Here is an 18,033-nt window from a genome sequence, read left to right as displayed (position 1 = left end):
GTAACCGCATGACGGACAAGCCACGAGCGTCCGACCCGGGTTCCACCGGGTCGGCGCCGGGCGGCTCCGCGGGCACCGGCAAGGACGCCGGTGACGAGCCGCGGGTCGTCATCCGGGACAAGCGCAAGCTCGGCAAGGTGACCGAGCAGCCGGCGAACGACGCCTCGGCGGCCGACGCGGCCGCCGACGCGCCCGCCGAGGGGCTGGTCGAGGAGGCCGAGGTCGTGGTCGACGAGATCGGCGGCGAGGCCGAGGTCTCCGGCCCGCCGGTGGTCGACTCCCCGGCCGAGCCGAGCGGGGAGACCGGCAAGGCGGCGCCGCTCGGCGCCGAGCTGGAGGCCCTCCGCGGGGACCTGGAGGAGCGCACCCGCGACCTCCAGCGGGTCTCGGCGGAGTACGCCAACTACCGCAAGCGGGTCGACCGGGACCGCAGCCTGGTCCAGGAGCAGGCCACCGGCACGGTGCTCACCGCGCTGCTGCCGATCCTGGACGACCTGGACCGGGCCCGCGAGCACGGCGACCTGGTGGGACCGTTCGGCAGTGTGGCCGACCAGCTCACCGCCGCGCTCGGCAAGTTCGGCCTGACCGCGTTCGGCGAGCAGGGCGACCCGTTCGACCCGACCCGGCACGAGGCGGTGGCGCACCAGACCTCCGCCGACGTCACCGAGCCGACCTGCGTGCAGGTCATGCGCCGGGGCTACCAGCTCGGCGAGCGCCTGCTGCGGCCGGCTCTGGTCGCGGTCGCGGACCCGGAGTAGTGCCCACCCGTGACGTCCCGTCCGCCCTTGTCGGGCGGGCGGGACGACCGGGATCGGACCCGTGGAAGGGGGTGGACCGGTGAGTTCCAAGGACTGGATCGAGAAGGACTACTACGCCGCGTTGGGCGTGGACAAGTCCGCCTCCTCGGACGAGATCAAGAAGTCGTACCGGAAGTTGGCCCGGGAGTCGCACCCGGACCACAACCCCGGTGACCCCAGGGCCGAGGAGCGGTTCAAGACCGTCTCCGAGGCGTACGCGGTGCTCGGCGACGAGAAGAAGCGGCGCGAGTACGACGAGATGCGGTCGCTGTTCGGCTCGGGCGCCTTCCGACGCAGCGCCCGGGGCGCGGGCCAGCCGGGCGGCGGCGCGCCGTTCGACGTCTCCGACCTGTTCGGCGGCGGCGGTGGTGGTGGCGACGCCCGCTTCGGCGGTGGTGGCTTCACCGACCTGTTCAGCACGATCTTCTCCGGCGGCGGCGGCGGCGGCGGCGGCGGTGGCGGCGGTGCGGCCCGTCCGCGCGGTCCGGCCCGGGGCCGGGACGTCGAGGCCGAGGTGGCGCTGGACTTCTCCGACGCGGTCCGCGGCGTCACCCTGCCGCTGACGTTGCGCGCGCCGGGCGTCTGCGACACGTGTCACGGCAACGGCGCGAAGCCCGGCACCCAGCCGGTGGCGTGCCCGGTCTGCCACGGCGCCGGTGTGACCACCCGCAACCAGGGGTCGTTCAGCTTCTCCGAGCCGTGCCGCAACTGCCAGGGCGTGGGCACGATCGTCGAGGAGAAGTGCCCGGAGTGCCACGGCACCGGCGGGGTCACCAAGACCCGCACGCTGAACGTGCGCTTCCCGGCCGGGGTGGCCGACGGGCAGCGGATCCGGCTGGCGGGCCGGGGCGAGCCGGGTGAGCGGGGCGGTCCGGCGGGCGACCTGTTCGTGCACGTCAAAGTCCGCCCGGACGAGCTGTTCGGGCGTACCGGGGACGATCTCACCCTGAGCGTCCCGATCACGTACGCCGAGGCGGTGTTCGGCACCGATCTGCGGGTGCCGACCCTGGACGGCACGGTGACCCTGCGGGTGCCGCCGGGTACGCCCAGCGGACGGGTGCTGCGCGCCCGTGGCAAGGGCGTCGTACGCAAGGACGGCCGCGCCGGTGACCTGCTGGTCACGCTCGACGTGGTGGTCCCGGCGAAGGTGTCGGACGAGGCGCGGGCGGCCTTGGAGACCTTCGCGGAGCAGACCCCGCCCGCCGCGCGGGAACATCTGGACGCGCGGGTACGTCGGTTCGGTTGACGGCGGCAGCGGAGGTGAGCGGGCATGTCGGAGGAGTACGTCGGCGCGGGTGACCCGGCCTACGAGGCCAAGGTCCTGATGATTTCGGTGGCCGCGCGGATGGCGGGCATGCACCCCCAGACGCTGCGCCAGTACGACCGGTTGGGGCTGGTCCAGCCGGGCCGGGCGGCCGGTGGCGGTCGCCGCTACAGCGTCCGGGACGTGGTGCTGCTGCGCGAGGTGCAGCGGCTCAGCCAGGACGACGGGATCAACCTGGCCGGGGTCAAGCGGATCATCGGGCTGGAGCGCCTGCTGGAGGAGGCGCAACGGAGGGTGGCCCGGCTGGAGGCGGAGTTGGACGCCGCGTACCGGCGGATCGCCGAGCTGGAGTCGCTCGGTGGTTTCCCCCGGGGCGACCTGGTGCCCACCAACCGCACCTCGACCGCGCTCGTCGTCTGGCGACCCCGCCGCACCCCCGACCGCTGACCGCACGAAGGCCGGCGCCGCCCCCGCCCGGGGCGCGCGCCGGCCTTCGCCGTTCCCGCGCCGGCCCCCGGTGAGGTTGGGGAAAGCGCGGTGCGACAGGGGCGGGGTCCACTACGATTTTCAGCAGGGCAAAAGCCCCTAAATCGCACTCCGGGCTGGCGGGGGGAGCCATGGCGGAACCGGCGAAGAAGGTGGCGGAGCGGGCGGAGGAACGGCTGGAGAAGGTGGCCGAGAACGTCCGGGAGCGATTCGACCGGGTCACCGAGGGTCGTTTCAGCGACAAGGTCAAGGAAGGGCGCTTCGCCGACCAGACGGACCACGGCGTGGACCGGGCGAGGGACGACGAGCGGCGCAGGAAGCAGGGCGGGTCGACCTGACGATCCGTCGGCGTGCGGGCCGGGACCCACGGGGGGTCCCGGCCCGTTCGCCGTCAGAGGCGGCGGTTCTCGCGGACCAGGCCGCCCTCGCACCAGTCGCGGTAGACGAAGAGATCCGGGCGGGCGAGCAGGACCCGGCTGTTGTGCGCCCAGTTGCGCATCAGGTCGTCGCCGGCCCGCTCGGCCTGCTCCACCAGCTTCCGGAAGCGGCGCTTCGGGTGGGCCCGGAAGTTCGTCCGGATGCCGTCGGCGGCGTAGATGTAGAGGCAGTGCAGCGCGAACCGGCGGGCCGGGCAGGAGCGGTCCATGGCCAGGTCGAACAGGGTCTGCACCAGGTGGTCACCGGCGACCAGGAGGTCCCAGTCCGGTGGCATGGAACTCAGCGGCACCGAGTCGGGCTGGTAGGCCCAGGCCCGCAGCTCGGCGGGCGAGGGGTCGACCGGGTTGGCGAAGCCGTGAAACGTCTCTTCCTGCACGCTCACCGGCCGACCTTCCGCTTGCGCTGGCGGGGGCACCGGCCACCCGCGGACCCTGGCTGCTGGGGCGACACGTTAACGCGGTTGGGCGGAGCAGTGGTAGACCTTCCCGGAATCAATTTGACAACCGTTGGCCGGGCCGGATCCGCCGTGCGGCCGATCCGGCCCGACCGAGGTCAGTCGCCCACCCTTACCGGCGCGGGCGGCCGGCTGGCGGCGGCGCGGCGGCGCAGCCACTGCTTGAACCAGGGCATGTCCGGCAGTCGGGCGAGCAGCGGCCCGGTCACCACCGTGATCAACACGTACGCCGTGGCGAGCGCGGCCAGCTTGGGCTCCACCGGGTAGACGGCGGCGACGGCCAGCCCGGCGATGACGATGGAGAACTCGCCGCGCGGGGTGAGCGCCAGCCCGGCCCGCCAGCGACCGGGCTCGGCGATCCCGGCCCGCCGGGCGGCCAGGTAGCCGGTGGCCACCTTCGTCGCCATGGTGACCACGGCCAGCAGCAGCGCGGGCAGCAGCACCGGCGGCATGTCCAGCGGGTTGGTGACCAGCCCGAAGAACACGAAGAAGACCGCGGCGAAGAGGTCCCGCAGGGGCGAGAGCAGCTCGGTGGCGTGGTGTGCCACCGGGCCGGACAACGCGATGCCGACCAGGAACGCGCCGACCGCGGCGGAGACCTGGAGCTTGGCCGCGATGCCGGCGACCAGCAGGGTCAGGCCGAGCACCCCGAGCAGCAGGGCCTCCGGGTCCTTGGCGGAGAGCGCGGCGGAGATCAGGTGCCCGTACCGAATTGCCACGGCCAGCACGACGACCACGGTGAAGACCGCGACGGCGAGCGCGATGCCGCCCTTCACCAGGCCGACCCCGGCCAGCAGCGCGGTGACCAGCGGCAGGTAGAGGGCCATGGCCAGGTCCTCGATCACCAGGACGGAGAGGATCACCGGGGTCTCCCGGTTACCGACCCGGCCCAGGTCGCCGAGCACCTTGGCGATGACCCCGGAGGACGACACCCAGGTGACGCCGGCGAGCACCACGGCGGCGACCCAACCCCAGCCCAGCAGCAGCGCGAAGGCGAAACCGGGCAGCGCGTTGAACACCGCGTCGATGAGCCCGGCCGGCGCGGCCGAGCGGAGGTTGCCCACCAGCTCGTTCGCGCTGTATTCCAGGCCGAGCATGACCAGCAGCAGGATCACGCCGATCTCGGCGCCGACGGCGAAGAACTCCTCGCTGGCGTTGAGCGGCAACAGCCCGCCGTGCCCGAAGGCGAGGCCGGCGAGCAGGTAGAGCGGGATGGGTGAGACGCCGACGCGACGGCTGAGCCGGCCGAGCAGGCCGAGCAGGAGCAGCAGCGCGCCGACCTCGACGAGCAGGATTTGGGTTTCGTGCATACGCGTCAGCCGTCCGGGTCGGTCTCGGCGAGGATCGCGGTGACGCCGTCGAGACCCTGACGGGTTCCGACCACGACGATCACGTCGCCGGCTTCGAACCGGAAGGTGGGGTCGGGCGAGACGTTCACCTCGCCCTGACGCAGCACCGCCACGATGGAGGCGCTGGTCCGGGTGCGTGCCTTGGTGTCGCCCAGCCGCCGGTTGACGTACTTCGAGCCGGCCGGCATCACGATCTGCTCGGTCAGCAGCCCGGCGGCCTGCTCGCGCAGCCCGGAGAGCTGGCCCAGCATCAGCGACGCGCCGAGGATGTCGGCCAACGCCTCGGCCTCGTCGTCGGTCAGCGGTATGTCGTGCTGGCAGGAGTCGGGATCGTCCGGGTCGTAGAGGACCAGGTCGCGGCGGCCATTGCGGTGGGAGACCACACCGAGCCGGCGGCCCGACTCCGTCATCAGGTCATGACGGACGCCGATCCCCGGTAAGGCGGTCTGTTCGACACGTACTCGCACGCGGGTGAGGCTACCCTGCCTCGCCGACCGCGACGCCCGGTCGAGGGCCGCGGGGCCCTCGACCGGGGTCGGGCTCAACGGAGCCCGGCGAAGAACTGCCGGATGTCGCCGACCAGCACGTCGGTGGCCTGGTGTGCGGCGTAGTGCCCGCCGACGTCGCCGCCCCGGTCGGGCCCGGCGTCGAAGGCGTGCCAGCTGACGATGCCGGCGTGGTCCCGGTCGGCGAACCGGCGGATCGACTGGAAGTCCCCGGGGAACATCGCCACCGCGGTCGGCGCCGTCGTCGGCCCGGTCGGCTGCTCGCCGGCGTGGGCGTCCTCCCAGTAGAAGCGCATCGACGAGGCGGCGGTGCCGGTGAACCAGTAGACGGCGACGTTGGCCAGGACGAAGTCCGGGTCGAGGTTCTCGTCGAGGAGTTGCCCGTTCCAGGCGAGCAGGCCGACCGGCGAGTCGGCCAGCGCGAACGCCAGCGTCTGCGGCTGCTGGCTGTGCACCTGGTTGAAGGAGAACTTGTTCTCGTAGAACCACTGGAGGTGGCGCAGCGCCGCCTGGTCGGCGTCGGAGAGCCCGTCGAACTCGGCCGGGTCGCCGGACGGGAACGAGAAGAGCTGGGTGACGTGCACGCCGAGCACGTGGTCCGGGTCGAGGCGGCCGAGTTCGGGCGAGATCATCGAGCCGGCGTCGTTGCCGACCGCGCCGTACCGGTCGTAGCCGAGGCGGGCCATCAGCTCGGCCCAGGCCCGGGCGGTGCGGTAGCGGTTCCAGCCGGCGCTGCGGGTCGGGCCGGAGAAGCCGAATCCGGGCAGCGACGGGATCACCAGGTGGAACGCGGGCGCGGCCGGGTCGGTCGGCTCGGCCAGTGGGGCGATCACGTCCAGGTACTCGACCACGGAACCGGGCCAGCCGTGGGTGAGCACCAGCGGGGTGGCGTCCGGCCGGGACGACCGGACGTGCAGGAAGTGGATCTCCTCGCCGTCGATCTCGGTGACGAACTGCGGGTGCGCGTTCAGTCGGGCCTCGACCGCCCGCCAGTCGAACGTCTCCAGCCAGTAGGTCGCCAGCTCGCGGACCCGGGCGGTCGGCATGCCGTACGCCGTGCCGGCGTCGGGCAGCTCGCCCGGCCAGATGGTGCGCCGCAGCCGGTCGGCGAGGTCGTCCAGGGCGGTCTGCGGGATCTCGACGCGGTAGGGACGGAGAGCGGTGGCCGACATGACTTCTCCCTCGGAACGGAATGTTTCGTTCCGTTCTAACGTAGCAGAGCGGAACGATCCGTTCCACTGTTATCGTCGACGCATGTCGAACCCGACCGACGACCTGCCGCTGGCCGGCCGGCGCGCGCAGGCGGCCCGCAACGACGCCGCGATCCTGGCGGCGGCACGCACCGTCTTCCTGGACGACCCGAAGGCGCCGATCGCCGCCGTCGCCGAGCGGGCCGGCGTCGGCATCAGTGCCCTCTACCGCCGGTACGCCGGCAAGGAGGACCTGCTGCGCACGCTCTGCCACGACGGTCTGCTCCGGTTCGTCGCGGCGGCCGAGGAGGCCGTCGCCGAGCCGGACGACTGGGCCGCGTTCGCCGGCTTCCTGGAGCGCGTCGTCGACGCCGACGTGCACTCCCTCACCGTGCACCTCGCCGGCACCTTCACGCCCACCGAGGAGATGGGCCGGGCCGCAGTGCGCGCGAACGAGCTGGTCGACGGCCTGGTCCGGCGGGCGCGGGACGCCGGGCGGCTCCGACCGGACGTGGTGACGCAGGACGTCGGGCTGCTGCTGGAGGGGTGCGCCGCGATTCGCGTACCCGATCCGGACCGGACCCGGCAGCTGCGCCGCCGCCACCTCGCGGTGCTGCTGGCCGGCCTGGCCGTGCCCGGGCCGCCGCTGCCCGGGCCGCCGCCGGCGGCGGGAGAGTTCGACTGGCGGTGGCGAGCGAAGTAGTGACTCGGGTCACACCGCTGGAGTTGAGCGGAATAGACTCAAGTCTGGTTGTGTCGTTCCCAGTGGACACGCCGATCCGGGGGAGCCCATGAACACGGAACGCCTCACCACCAAGAGCCGCGAGACCATCACCGGTGCCGTCGCGCTGGCGAACCAGCGCGGCCACGCCACCGTGGAGCCCTGGCACCTGCTGCTGTCACTGCTGGACACCGACGGTTCGACCGCGGCGGGCCTGCTGCGCGCCGTCGGGGCCGACCCCGCCGAGCTGCGCCGGGTCGCCCAGCGTTCGGTCGACGCGCTGCCCGCCGCACGCGGGTCCAGCATCGCCGAGCCCACGTTGGCCCGCGAGTTCGTCAACGCCATCGGCGCCGCCGAGCAGATCGCGCGGCCGCTGGGCGACGAATACACCTCCACCGAGCACCTGCTGGCCGGGCTGGCCCGGGTCGGCGGCGCGGTCTCGGTGGCGCTGAAGAACGCCGGCGCCACCGAGGAGAACCTGGTCGCCGCGTTCCCCACCGTCCGGGGCGGGGACCGCCGGGTCACCACGGCCGACCCGGAGCAGACCTACCAGGCCCTCGCCAAGTACGGCGTCGACCTCACCGCCAGCGCCCGCGACGGCAAGATCGACCCGGTGATCGGCCGGGACTCGGAGATCCGCCGGGTGATCCAGGTGCTGTCCCGCCGCACCAAGAACAACCCGGTCCTCATCGGTGAGCCGGGCGTCGGCAAGACCGCCATCGTCGAGGGCCTGGCCCAGCGGATCGTGGCCGGCGACGTGCCGGAGTCGCTGCGGGACAAGAAGCTGGTCTCGCTCGACCTCGGCGCGATGGTGGCCGGCGCGTCCTACCGCGGCCAGTTCGAGGAGCGGCTGAAGTCCGTGCTGGAGGAGATCAAGAACTCCGACGGCCAGGTCATCACGTTCCTCGACGAGCTGCACACCGTGGTCGGCGCGGGCAAGGGCGAGGGCTCGATGGACGCCGGCAACATGCTCAAGCCGATGCTGGCCCGCGGCGAGCTGCGGATGGTCGGCGCGACCACGCTGGACGAATACCGCGAGCACATCGAGAAGGACCCGGCGCTGGAGCGCCGCTTCCAGCCGGTGCTGGTCGGCGAGCCCACCATCGAGGACACCATCGGCATCCTGCGCGGGCTCAAGGAGCGCTACGAGGTGCACCACGGCGTACGGATCACCGACGCCGCGCTGGTCGCCGCCGCGTCCCTGTCCGACCGCTACATCACCGACCGGTTCCTGCCGGACAAGGCGATCGACCTGGTCGACGAGTCCGCGTCCCGGCTGCGCATGGAGATCGACTCGCGCCCGGTCGAGGTGGACGAGATCGAGCGTGCGGTCCGCCGGCTGGAGATCGAGGAGATGGCGCTGGCCAAGGAGCCGGACGCCGCGTCCGCCGAGCGGCTGGAGCGGCTGCGCAAGGAGCTGGCCGACAAGCGCGAGCAGCTCACCGCGCTGTCCGAGCGCTGGCAGACCGAGAAGAGCCACATCACCAAGCTCTCCACCGCCAAGGAGGAGCTGGAGCGCCTCGGCGGCGAGGCCGAGCGGGCCGAGCGCGACGGCGAGCTGGAACGCGCCGCCGAGCTGCGGTACGGCCGGATCCCCGCGCTGCGCGCCGAGCTGAAGCAGGCCGAGGAGGAGCTGGCCCGCCTTCAGGCCGACGGCGCGATGCTCAAGGAGGAGGTCGGCGCGGACGACATCGCCGCCGTGGTCGCCTCCTGGACCGGCATCCCCGCCGGGCGGCTGCTCGAAGGCGAGACCGCCAAGCTGCTGCGGATGGAGGAGTCGCTGCGCGGTCGCGTTGTCGGCCAGGCCGAGGCGGTGGGGGCGGTCTCCGACGCGGTCCGTCGCGCCCGCGCCGGCGTCGCCGACCCGGACCGCCCGACCGGCAGCTTCCTCTTCCTCGGCCCGACCGGCGTCGGCAAGACCGAGCTGGCCAAGGCGCTCGCCGAGTTCCTCTTCGACGACGAACGGGCCATGGTCCGCATCGACATGAGCGAGTACGGCGAGAAGCACTCGGTGGCCCGCCTGGTCGGCGCCCCGCCCGGCTACGTCGGCTACGAGGAGGGCGGCCAGCTCACCGAGGCGGTGCGCCGTCGGCCCTACTCGGTGATCCTGCTGGACGAGGTGGAGAAAGCCCACCCGGACGTCTTCGACGTGCTGCTCCAGGTGCTCGACGACGGTCGGCTCACCGACGGTCAGGGCCGCACCGTGGACTTCCGCAACGCCATCCTCATCCTCACCTCGAACCTGGGCTCCTCGGTCATCAGCGACCTGACGCTGAGCGAGGAGGAGCGTCGGGAGGGTGTGCTCGCGGTGGTCCGGTCGCACTTCAAGCCGGAGTTCCTCAACCGCCTCGATGACATCGTGGTGTTCGCCGCGCTCCAGGGCGGGGACCTGCGGGCGATCGTGGACATCCAGCTCGACCGGATGCGCCGCCGACTGGCCGACCGCCGGCTTGGCCTGGAGATCACCGACGCGGCCCGCACCTGGCTGGCCGAGCACGGGTACGACCCGATCTACGGCGCCCGCCCGCTGCGCCGGCTGGTGCAGTCGGCGATCGGCGACCAGCTCGCCAAGGCGCTGCTGGCCGGCGAGATCCGCGACGGCGACACGGTCCGCGTCGACCTGTCCGACACCAAGGAGTCCCTGGCGGTCACCGCCGCCTGACCCGTAGCACCCCGCGAAGGCCCGGCCGTCCAGGCCGGGCCTTCGCCATCCGGTGGGACGGACAGCGCCGCGGGCGTCGGCCGAACATCCTGCCCGGAACGTCGATCGACAGTTGGGAGCCGCAGATGCGCCTCGGCCTGCTGACGGTCCCCGCTTCGCCGCGAGAGCACTCCGCTCGCTGACGCTTCGCCGCCGGGTCCCGGCGGCGTGGTGCTCCTCGCCGCGAAGCGGTCCCTCATGACCGTTTCCCTTCCTGGCTCGAGGAGCTCTTCTCGCGTGCCCTTGTTTCCGCGCGTCTCGGCGCGGACTTCACCAGACTGTGGACCGCCTCCGCGGTCTCCACCATCGGTGACGGTGTCACCATGGCCGCCGGCCCACTGCTGGTGGCCTCGGTCAGCGACGACCCGGCTGACCTGACCGAACCGGCTCCACGACTCCTTGATCAACGGTGCGCCCTGCGTGCCGCTGGTGCTGCGCGTCGTGGGCGTTAACAAGGGTCCCTTCCTCTACCGGAGGCGTTAACAGCGGTCCCTTCCTTACCTGCGAGGGGTGAGGGGTGGGCGGGGTGGGCACATAGTGGGGCATGAGCGGGAAGTGGGAGCGGGAACTCGAGGGCGCGGACACCCTGGCCTTCGGCGGGGTCGGGTTCGCGGGGCAGATCCTGCCCGCGACAGAGGCGTACCGGCAGGCGGAGCAGGCGCTGCGCGAACACCCGGAGGCGGCCCGGAAGAAGCTCGACCGGCTGCTCCGGAAGGGTTCGCCCGCCGGAAGAGCCTACGCGGCGACGTTGCTGGAGGCGGTCGACCCGGCGGCCGGGCGGGCGGCCTGGGAACGGCTGCGCGACGACGACGGGGAGTTCACCACGTTCAGCGGATGCGTGATGGGCCGCGCGACGCTGCGTGAGTACGCCGCCGAGCGGCTGGCCGGCGGCCGAGAGTAGCTGACCGCACACTCAACGAACGGCACTTCGGCGGGGGTGCGCGGGGTTGTTACCGTCTCCGCCGATGCATGTTGGGGGGAGGCGCTCGTGAACGGTTCGGTGGCGTACCTGGTGACCACGCTGGGGTGCCTGGTCGGGGTGGCCGGCGTGGTGATCGCCGTGATCGCGCTGCGCCGGTCCCGCTCGGCGGCCCGCCCGCAGGCGGCGACGCCCGGGGACCCGTTCCGGGACCGGGACACGGACGCGCTGCGGGGTGACCCCCGCGCGCTCAAGCCCGGCGACATCATCGAGATCCGGCAGGTCCCCTACACCGTGCGCGGCTCGGTGCACCTGGTCGAGGGCGGCTGGAGCTGGGCGGAGCACCTGCTCGATGACGCGGGCGGGGTGAAGCGCTGGCTCTCCGTCGAGGCGGAGCCGGACCTGGAGATGGTGCTCTGGACCAGCGAGCCGGGCGCCACGGTGACGCCGGGCGCCCCGACGCTGGAGATCGCCGGCCGCCGCTACAACTGGGACGAGTCGGGCCAGGCGCGCTACACCGCGACCGAGGGCACCGGCCTGGACCCGCGCGGCACGATGCGCTACCACGACTACCAGGCGCCCGGCGGGGCCCGGCTGTCGTTCGAGGCGTACGGCGAGGCCGGCTGGGAGGTGAACCTCGGCGAGGAACTGCGCCGGGCCGAGGTGATGATCTACCCGCAGGGCGGCCCGGACCAGGTGAAGTAGGCGTGCTCGTCGCTCTGCACACCCCGTACGTCGACAGCCGCGCCGCCGACCTCAGCCTGACCCTCGGCGGCCCGGAGCTGCCGGCGCTGGCCGTGCGCGACCTCGACCTGCCGGGCGGCACGTGGCTGCGGCTGCGCCTGCTCGGCGCCTCCCACCAGGTGGTGCTGGGCGGGCTGACCGAGACGGTCGCCTGCCTGCCCGGCCGCCCGCCGCACCTGCCGGACACGCTGCACGACGAGACCGTCGGCTACCGGTTCACCGCCACGGTGCTCCGCCCGGCCGGCGACGGCCTCCGCACCCGGGTCGCGGCGCTCCGCGCCGAGCTGGCCGAAGACCCGTACGCGCTGGTCGGCGTCTTTCCCGGCGACGAGGACGCGGTCACCGCGCTCGCCGTCCGCCCCGACCCGCCCGGCGGCACGCTCGCCTGGCGCACGTGGCACGCCTACCCCCAGACCAACGAGCTGGTCCTGACCGAGACGGTGGTGGAAGAGCTGTGACGTACCGACGGTGGTTCGTGGTCGGGGTGGCGGTCGCCGTCGTCGGCGCCCTCATCGCCGCCTTCACGATCTTCTACGGCAACTTCTCGCCCCGCGGCTACGTGGAGGACCACTTCTCCCGCGCGTCGGGCCGGGACATCGGCGCCCAGGCGGTCGCCTACACGTCGAAGCAGTCGCCCAGCCAGGTGTCGAAGGAGATCACCGACGCGTGGCAGCCGGCCGACCAGTACGTCGACGGCAGCGGCGTCTACCTGCGCTACGACGACGACTCGGTGGTGATCCTCCCGCTCGCCGTCGGCTCGGTGATCCTGCTGGAGAAGATGTCCACCGCCTACCCCCGGTACCACCGCGTCGTCGGCAACAGCTGGGGCTGGGGCCGGGGCAGCACCGTCCGGGGCGGCGGCCCCGGCGCCGGCAAGTAGCCCGTCCGACCCCCTCACCCTGGAGTCCCTGTGCAGCATCTCGTCACCGATCTGCTGGTCACCCTCGCCTACGGCGTGGTCGGCGTCGTCCTCATGGCGATCGGCTACGCGCTGGTCGACCTGGCCACCCCCGGCAAGCTCCACGAGCTGATCTGGACCGAGCGCAACCGCAACGCCACGGTGCTGCTCGCCTCCAACCTGCTCGGTGTCGGCACCGTGGTGGTCGCCGCGATCGTGGCCAGCGACGACGACTTCGCGCTCGGGCTGGCCGGTTCCGCCGCGTACGGGATCCTCGGGCTGGTCATCATGGCGGCGGCCTTCGTGCTGCTCGACGTGGCCACCCCCGGCAAGCTCGGCGAGCTGCTGGTCGACCCGGAGCCGCACCCGGCGGTCTGGATCTCCGCCACCGTGCACGTCGCCACCGGCGCGATCATCGCCGCCGCGATCAGCTGATGGCCGGAAAGGCCACCGCCACCCAGAACAAGCGCCGACAGGCGCTGATCTGGACGGTGATCATCGGCATCACGGTCGGCGCCTGCGTCATCGGCGCGATCAGCGGCGACTCGGACACCGACGTGCCTGCCCCGGCGGCCGACGAGCGCTCCGGCACCGTGCCCATCCTCCGGGCCGCCGCCGACAGCCAGGGCATCTGCTACGGCTGGCAGCTGGTCGACACGTACGACCCGGTGAGCGTCGGCTCGAACCTCGGCGACGGCACGGCGGTCGCGGACGCGCCCGGCTGCTCCCGGTGGATCGAGGTCTACGCCAACGTCATCTACACGTCGTCCAGCAGCGAGTCGAACGACTCCGCCAGCATCCGGGTGAAGGGGTCGGACGACATCGAGTTCAGCGACCTGGCCGCGATCGAATCCGGGCTGGGCCGCTTCGGGCTGGACGAGGACGCGTTCGTCGACGACCCGGGCTGGGCCGTCACCCGGGCCGCGACCATGCTGCCGCTGCTCGCCACCGAGCGGGGGCTGGCCGACCCGGCCGCCACCCCCACCGCCGAACCGGCCACCCCGGCCGCCCCGCTGCCGGACGCCGGCAGCGACTTCTGGCGGGACCGGTGGATCCTGCTGTTGACCACGGTCGGGCTGTTCCTGCTCGCCGCGCTCTTCATCGGCGTGGGCGTGCGGCAACGCCGTCGTCAGCGCGGGGGACCGGTGCCCGCGCAGCGCGCCGGGGCGGACGCCGCCGGGCGTACCCGGGAGAAAGCGTGACCGTCGACGCGCCCGTACGGCCGCGATGGCGCCCGGCCCGCGCGGCGGTCCTGCTCGCGGTCTTCGTCTGCGCGGCCTGCGGCCTGGTCTACGAGCTGGCCCTGGTCGCGCTGGGCAGCTACCTGATCGGCGACGCGGTCGGCCAGGCGTCGATCGTGCTCGGCGTGATGGTCTTCGCGATGGGTGTCGGCGCGCTGGTGGCGAAGCCGTTGCAGTCCCGCGCGGCGGCCGCGTTCGCGGCGATCGAGCTGACCCTGGCGCTGCTCGGCGGCCTCTCCGTGCTCGGCCTCTACGCCGCGTTCGCGTGGCTCGACCTCTACGGGCCGGCGCTGGTCGGCACCGCGTTCGTGCTCGGCCTGCTGATCGGCGCGGAGATCCCGCTGCTCATGGTCATGCTGCAACGCATCCGGGAGCAGTCCGCGGGCAGCGCGGTGGCCGACCTGTTCGCCGCCGACTACGTCGGCGCGCTGCTCGGCGGGCTGGCCTTCCCGTTCCTGCTGATGCCGGTCTTCGGCCAGCTCAAGGGCGCGCTGGTGGTCGGCGCGGTGAACGCCGTCGCCGGGCTCGCGCTGGTCTTCACGGTGTTCCGCGCCGAACTCGGCCGCCGGGCGCGGGTCGTGCTCGGCGCCGGCGCCGTCGTGGTCGGTCTCCTGCTCGGGTACGCCTGGGTGACCGCCCACGACTTCGAGGTGACCGCCCGCCAGCAGCTCTACCGGGATCCGGTGGTGCACGCCGAGCGCAGCCGCTACCAGGAGATCGTGCTGACCCGCTCGGTCCGGGAGGTCGGCCACACCGACACCGACCTGCGGCTGTTCCTCAACGGTGACCTCCAGTTCAGCTCCGTGGACGAGTACCGCTACCACGAGGCGCTGGTGCACCCGGCGATGCGCGGGCCGCACGGCGACGTGCTGGTGCTCGGCGCCGGCGACGGGCTGGCCGCGCGGGAGATCCTCACGTACCCGGACGTGCGCTCGGTGACCCTGGTCGACCTCGACCCGGCCGTGGTCGCGCTGGCCCGCAGCGAGCCGCAGCTGCGCGAGCTGAACCGCCGGTCGCTCACCGACCCCCGGGTCCGGGTGTTGAACCTGGACGCGTTCGGCTGGCTGCGGACCGCCACGGAACGCTTCGACGTGGTGGTCGCCGACCTGCCCGACCCGGACGAGACGGCCACCGCGAAGCTCTACACGGTCGAGTTCTACGCGCTCATCCGGCCGGTGCTGGCTCCGGGCGGCCGGCTCGTGGTCCAGTCCGGCTCGCCCTACTTCGCGCCCCGGTCGTACTGGTCGATCGAGCGGTCGGTGCGCGAGGCGGGCTTCGCCACCACGCCCTACCACGTCGACGTGCCGAGCTTCGGCGACTGGGGCTTCGTGCTCGCCGCGCCCGGCGACGCCGCGCCGGAGCTGGCGCTGCCGGCCGACGCGCCGCCGCTGCGCTTCCTCACCCCGCCGGTACTCGCCGCGGCGGCCGCCTTCCCCGCCGACCGGGCCCGGGTGGACGTGCCGGCCTCGACGTTGTTGCAGCCCAGGGTGCTGGAGTACGCCCGCGAGGAGTGGCGCGGCTACTAGGTTTCGGGGCATGCCACCCGGACCGTCCCACCACCCGCCGGGGCTCGGCTGGCTGGTCCGCCGGCTGCCGCCCCGGGCGATCGGCGCCGCCTCCCACCTCCAGGCGTTCGTGCTCTCCGGCGTGGTCACCGTGCTGGCCGTCCGCGCCTACCTCCAGGCCGCCGACTACCCGCAGCTCGGCGGTGGCGGGCTGCACATCGCGCACGTCCTCTGGGGTGGTCTGCTGCTCGCGGTGGGGCTGGGAATCCCGCTGGTCTTCCTGGGCGACGGATCCCGCACCGCCGGGGCGGTGGTCGGTGGGATCGGGTTCGGGCTCTTCATCGACGAGGTGGGCAAGTTCGTCACCGCCCGCACTGACTACTTCTACGCCCCGGCCGCCGCCATCATCTACGTGGCCTTCGCCCTGCTCGTCCTGCTCGTCCAGGCGGTACGCGGGCGCACCGGCCGGTCCCGGCTGACCCCGGCCGAACGCACCGCCAACGCGCTGGACGTGGTGCTCAGCGCGCTGCCCGGCGGGTTGACCGACCGGCGTCGGATCGCCGTGCTGCGCCTGGTGCAGGGCACCGGGCCGGCGACCGAGGCGGCGCTGGCGCAGCTGCTGGACGCGGTCCCGCGGCGGGAACCGCCGCCGGTGCGGTTCTGGCAGCGGGGGGCGGAGCGGGCCCGCCGACTCGGCGCCTGGGCCGCCGGCCGTCGCTGGCTGGTCTGGCCGGTGGTGGTCTGGCTGGTGGCGGAGCCGCTGGTGACCGTGATGGCGGTGCTGGTCGACGGCGTCACCGGCGAGCTGGACCAGGAACGGGAGTGGGGCGCGGTCCTCGGCGTCACCGCCACCGCGCTGGTCACCGCCGTGCTGAGCCTGCGCGCGGCCTGGCTGCTGCGCCGGGACCGGACCGAAGCGTTCCGACTGTTCAAGCTGGCGCTCCTGGTCGACCTGCTGTTCGGGCAGGTCTTCAACTTCACGGTCAACCAGTTCGGCGCGGTCTTCGCGGTCGCGCTCGACCTGGCCCTGCTCGGGGTCGTCACCGCCGAGCACCGCCGGTTGCGGCGCGCCGCGGACCGGTGAGCCTTTCCGACGTGCCCACCTGGTGCGAGATCGCTACGGTGGTCATCTCATCGAGGGAGGGAGAATCATGGTCGATGCTCCGGGCACCACGCCCCGCGCGCGTCCCAGCGTGGTGACGCTTTCCAGCTGGCTGCTCATTCTCGTCGCCGTCATCCAGGTGTTGAACCTGATCGTGACGCTGTCCGTGATCGGCACGATCCGCGACGTCCTCAAGGACGCGTACGCGGGCACCTCGGCCGAGTCGGCTGGCGACATCGCGTACGCCTTCACCATCGGCTCGTCGATCCTGACGTTGCTTCTCGCGGCCGGTCTGGTCGTGCTCGCGCTGCTGAACAACCGGGGGAAGAACGCCTCCCGGATCACCACCTGGGTGCTCGGCGGCATCCTGCTCTGCTGCACCGGCGGCGGCCTGCTCAACGGCGTCTCCGGCGGCACGATGGGCGGTGGCGGCAACGCCAACGGCGACCTGCCCAGCGGGCAGGAGATCCAGCGTCGGCTGGAGGACGCGCTGCCGTCCTGGTACGGCCCGGTCAGCCTGCTGCTCGGCATCGTCGCGCTGCTCGCCCTGCTGGCCGCGCTGATCCTGCTGGCGCTGCCGAAGGCGAACGAGTTCTTCCGCAAGCCGAAGGCGGCCTGGGAGCCCCCGGTGCCGGGTGGCGCCTACCCGGCGTACCCGTCGACCCCGGGCCAGTCGACCGACCCGGCCTACCCGTCGACCCCCGGCCAGCAGCCGACCGGCGGCACGCCGCCGACGGCCCCCGGTGACCAGCCGCCGGCCGGGCCGACCGGTCAGCCGGGCGAGCGCCGCGACCCGGAGCCGCCACAGGGAAGTTGACGGCAGGATTTCAGCGACGCCGACGATCCCTCCGAGTAGGTTGCAAGCCGACGCCTACCGGAGGGATCTGTCGTGTCCAACCCCGATCGGGTAGCTCCCCGCCGACCGGGCACGGTCGTCGCCGCGGCGGCGGTGCTGCTGCTGATGGCGGTCGGCGCCGTGGCGTACGCGGTGACGAACCTGGCCGTCGCGGGCGGCACGGTGGACCGGTTCCGGGCCGCGGCGGCGGACACCGGCGCGGGCGGCGGCGACATCGACCGGGTGGCCGGCCTGCTGCGCGGCTCGACCGTGCTGGCCGCCGTGCTCGGCGTGCTGGCCGCGCTGCTCCTGCTCGGGCTCGCGCTGGGCCTGCTCGCCGGCCGCCCGGGGGCGCGGGTGGCCACCTGGGTGGTGGCCGGGCTGGGCCTGCTCTGCGGCTGCTGCGGGCTGGCGGTGCTGGTCGGGCAGCGGGCCGCGCCGCTGCGGCTCGGCGCCGACGACCGGGTCACCGCCGACCTGCTCGGGCTGGTCGGTGACGCCTATCCCGCGTGGTGGATTCCGCTGAACGCGGCGCTGTCGGTGGCGCAGATCCTCGGCTACCTGGTGGTCGCCGCGCTGCTCACGCTCCCCTCGGCGAACGCCTTCCTGCACCGCCCGGTCGCGCCGCGGTCCGGCCCGGCGACCGGCTACGGCGCGACCGTGTCCGGCGCTCCGGTCTCCGGGCCGACACCGTGGGGCCCGCCGGCCGGCGTGACGTCGCCCTCCACCCCGCCCGGGCCGGTGCCGCCCTTGTCCGCCCCGCCGGTGGCACCGCCGTTCTCGTCGGCCCCGCCCGGGCCGGTGCCGCCCTCGTCGGCCCCCGTCGGGCCGACGCCACCCCCGTCCGCCCCGCCGGTGACGCCGCCGTCCGGGCCGACGCCGC

19 protein-coding genes and 1 pseudogene are annotated in these 18,033 nt (G+C 73.3%); 16 read left to right on the top strand and 4 right to left on the bottom strand.

Annotated features, from left to right (window positions below; all coding sequences use genetic code 11):
• Positions 1-8: 8 nt before the first annotated feature.
• The 4 genes from grpE to COO58_RS06435 all read left to right on the top strand — a co-directional run bounded on the left by grpE (position 9) and on the right by COO58_RS06435 (position 2,885).
• Positions 9-758, top strand: a complete 750-nt coding sequence (gene grpE / locus COO58_RS06450) for a nucleotide exchange factor GrpE (RefSeq protein ID WP_091565928.1) — start codon at positions 9-11, stop codon at positions 756-758.
• A gap of 79 nt (positions 759-837) precedes the next feature.
• Positions 838-2,043 carry a molecular chaperone DnaJ gene (gene dnaJ / locus COO58_RS06445; RefSeq protein WP_098744169.1) on the top strand — a complete coding sequence of 402 codons (1,206 nt, stop codon included), beginning with the start codon at positions 838-840 and terminating at the stop codon, positions 2,041-2,043.
• Positions 2,044-2,067: 24 nt separating this feature from the next.
• Complete coding sequence (locus COO58_RS06440; protein WP_091565919.1) at positions 2,068-2,508, top strand: heat shock protein transcriptional repressor HspR; 441 nt, start codon at positions 2,068-2,070, stop codon at positions 2,506-2,508.
• A 170-nt stretch (positions 2,509-2,678) separates the two neighbouring features.
• On the top strand, positions 2,679-2,885 hold the full coding sequence (locus tag COO58_RS06435) for a hypothetical protein (RefSeq protein WP_091565916.1): 207 nt from the start codon (positions 2,679-2,681) through the stop codon (positions 2,883-2,885).
• A gap of 53 nt (positions 2,886-2,938) precedes the next feature.
• On the opposite strand, the gene COO58_RS06430 is transcribed toward COO58_RS06435, so the two are convergent.
• The 4 genes from COO58_RS06430 to COO58_RS06415 form a co-directional block, all read right to left on the bottom strand.
• Complete coding sequence (locus COO58_RS06430) at positions 2,939-3,367, bottom strand: hypothetical protein (protein ID WP_091565913.1); 429 nt, start codon at positions 3,365-3,367, stop codon at positions 2,939-2,941.
• Between the two features lie 170 nt (positions 3,368-3,537).
• The gene (locus COO58_RS06425) at positions 3,538-4,749 is read right to left on the bottom strand and encodes a cation:proton antiporter (RefSeq protein WP_098744167.1); all 1,212 of its coding nucleotides are present in this window, start codon (positions 4,747-4,749) and stop codon (positions 3,538-3,540) included.
• Positions 4,750-4,754: 5 nt separating this feature from the next.
• Positions 4,755-5,255 (bottom strand): cation:proton antiporter regulatory subunit, encoded by a 501-nt coding sequence (locus tag COO58_RS06420; RefSeq protein ID WP_091565906.1) that lies wholly within the window; start codon positions 5,253-5,255, stop codon positions 4,755-4,757.
• Between the two features lie 74 nt (positions 5,256-5,329).
• Positions 5,330-6,466 (bottom strand): epoxide hydrolase family protein, encoded by a 1,137-nt coding sequence (locus tag COO58_RS06415; RefSeq protein ID WP_098744166.1) that lies wholly within the window; start codon positions 6,464-6,466, stop codon positions 5,330-5,332.
• A gap of 82 nt (positions 6,467-6,548) precedes the next feature.
• On the opposite strand from COO58_RS06415, the gene COO58_RS06410 reads away from it, so the two are divergent.
• The 12 genes and pseudogenes from COO58_RS06410 to COO58_RS06355 form a co-directional block, all read left to right on the top strand.
• A complete protein-coding gene (locus COO58_RS06410; RefSeq protein WP_098744164.1) occupies positions 6,549-7,187 on the top strand; it encodes a TetR/AcrR family transcriptional regulator in 639 nt (212 codons plus the stop codon).
• A gap of 88 nt (positions 7,188-7,275) precedes the next feature.
• On the top strand, positions 7,276-9,867 hold the full coding sequence (clpB, locus tag COO58_RS06405) for an ATP-dependent chaperone ClpB (RefSeq protein ID WP_091565893.1): 2,592 nt from the start codon (positions 7,276-7,278) through the stop codon (positions 9,865-9,867).
• A 583-nt stretch (positions 9,868-10,450) separates the two neighbouring features.
• A complete protein-coding gene (locus tag COO58_RS06400) occupies positions 10,451-10,807 on the top strand; it encodes a hypothetical protein (RefSeq protein ID WP_091565889.1) in 357 nt (118 codons plus the stop codon).
• A gap of 87 nt (positions 10,808-10,894) precedes the next feature.
• On the top strand, positions 10,895-11,530 hold the full coding sequence (locus tag COO58_RS06395) for a DUF4178 domain-containing protein (RefSeq protein ID WP_098744163.1): 636 nt from the start codon (positions 10,895-10,897) through the stop codon (positions 11,528-11,530).
• A 2-nt stretch (positions 11,531-11,532) separates the two neighbouring features.
• Positions 11,533-12,027 (top strand): DUF2617 family protein, encoded by a 495-nt coding sequence (locus COO58_RS06390; protein ID WP_091565881.1) that lies wholly within the window; start codon positions 11,533-11,535, stop codon positions 12,025-12,027.
• Positions 12,024-12,449, top strand: a complete 426-nt coding sequence (locus COO58_RS06385; protein WP_091565875.1) for a DUF4247 domain-containing protein — start codon at positions 12,024-12,026, stop codon at positions 12,447-12,449. Before COO58_RS06390 ends, COO58_RS06385 begins: the two co-directional genes overlap by 4 nt.
• A gap of 30 nt (positions 12,450-12,479) precedes the next feature.
• Positions 12,480-12,902 carry a DUF350 domain-containing protein gene (locus COO58_RS06380; protein ID WP_091565872.1) on the top strand — a complete coding sequence of 141 codons (423 nt, stop codon included), beginning with the start codon at positions 12,480-12,482 and terminating at the stop codon, positions 12,900-12,902.
• Positions 12,902-13,669: a hypothetical protein gene (locus COO58_RS06375; protein WP_098744161.1), complete on the top strand. Its 768-nt coding sequence runs from the start codon at positions 12,902-12,904 to the stop codon at positions 13,667-13,669. Before COO58_RS06380 ends, COO58_RS06375 begins: the two co-directional genes overlap by 1 nt.
• Entirely contained in the window at positions 13,666-15,234 is a 1,569-nt protein-coding gene (locus COO58_RS06370) for a polyamine aminopropyltransferase (protein ID WP_091565863.1), read from the top strand. The genes COO58_RS06375 and COO58_RS06370 overlap by 4 nt, the downstream gene beginning before the upstream one ends.
• Before the next feature lie 64 nt (positions 15,235-15,298).
• Positions 15,299-16,297: a hypothetical protein gene (locus COO58_RS06365; protein WP_176558857.1), complete on the top strand. Its 999-nt coding sequence runs from the start codon at positions 15,299-15,301 to the stop codon at positions 16,295-16,297.
• A gap of 67 nt (positions 16,298-16,364) precedes the next feature.
• On the top strand, positions 16,365-17,132 hold the full coding sequence (locus tag COO58_RS06360; protein ID WP_098744160.1) for a hypothetical protein: 768 nt from the start codon (positions 16,365-16,367) through the stop codon (positions 17,130-17,132).
• Positions 17,133-17,204: 72 nt separating this feature from the next.
• Positions 17,205-17,789: pseudogene (locus COO58_RS06355) on the top strand (hypothetical protein); the annotation flags it as partial.
• Positions 17,790-18,033 lie beyond the last annotated feature (244 nt).

The organism is Micromonospora sp. WMMA1996 (genome assembly GCF_002573675.1).
GTDB classification, from domain to species: domain Bacteria; phylum Actinomycetota; class Actinomycetes; order Mycobacteriales; family Micromonosporaceae; genus Micromonospora; species Micromonospora sediminicola.
The sequence above is the reverse complement of the archived record's forward strand: the minus strand, read 5'-3'. Positions and strand labels throughout refer to the sequence as shown.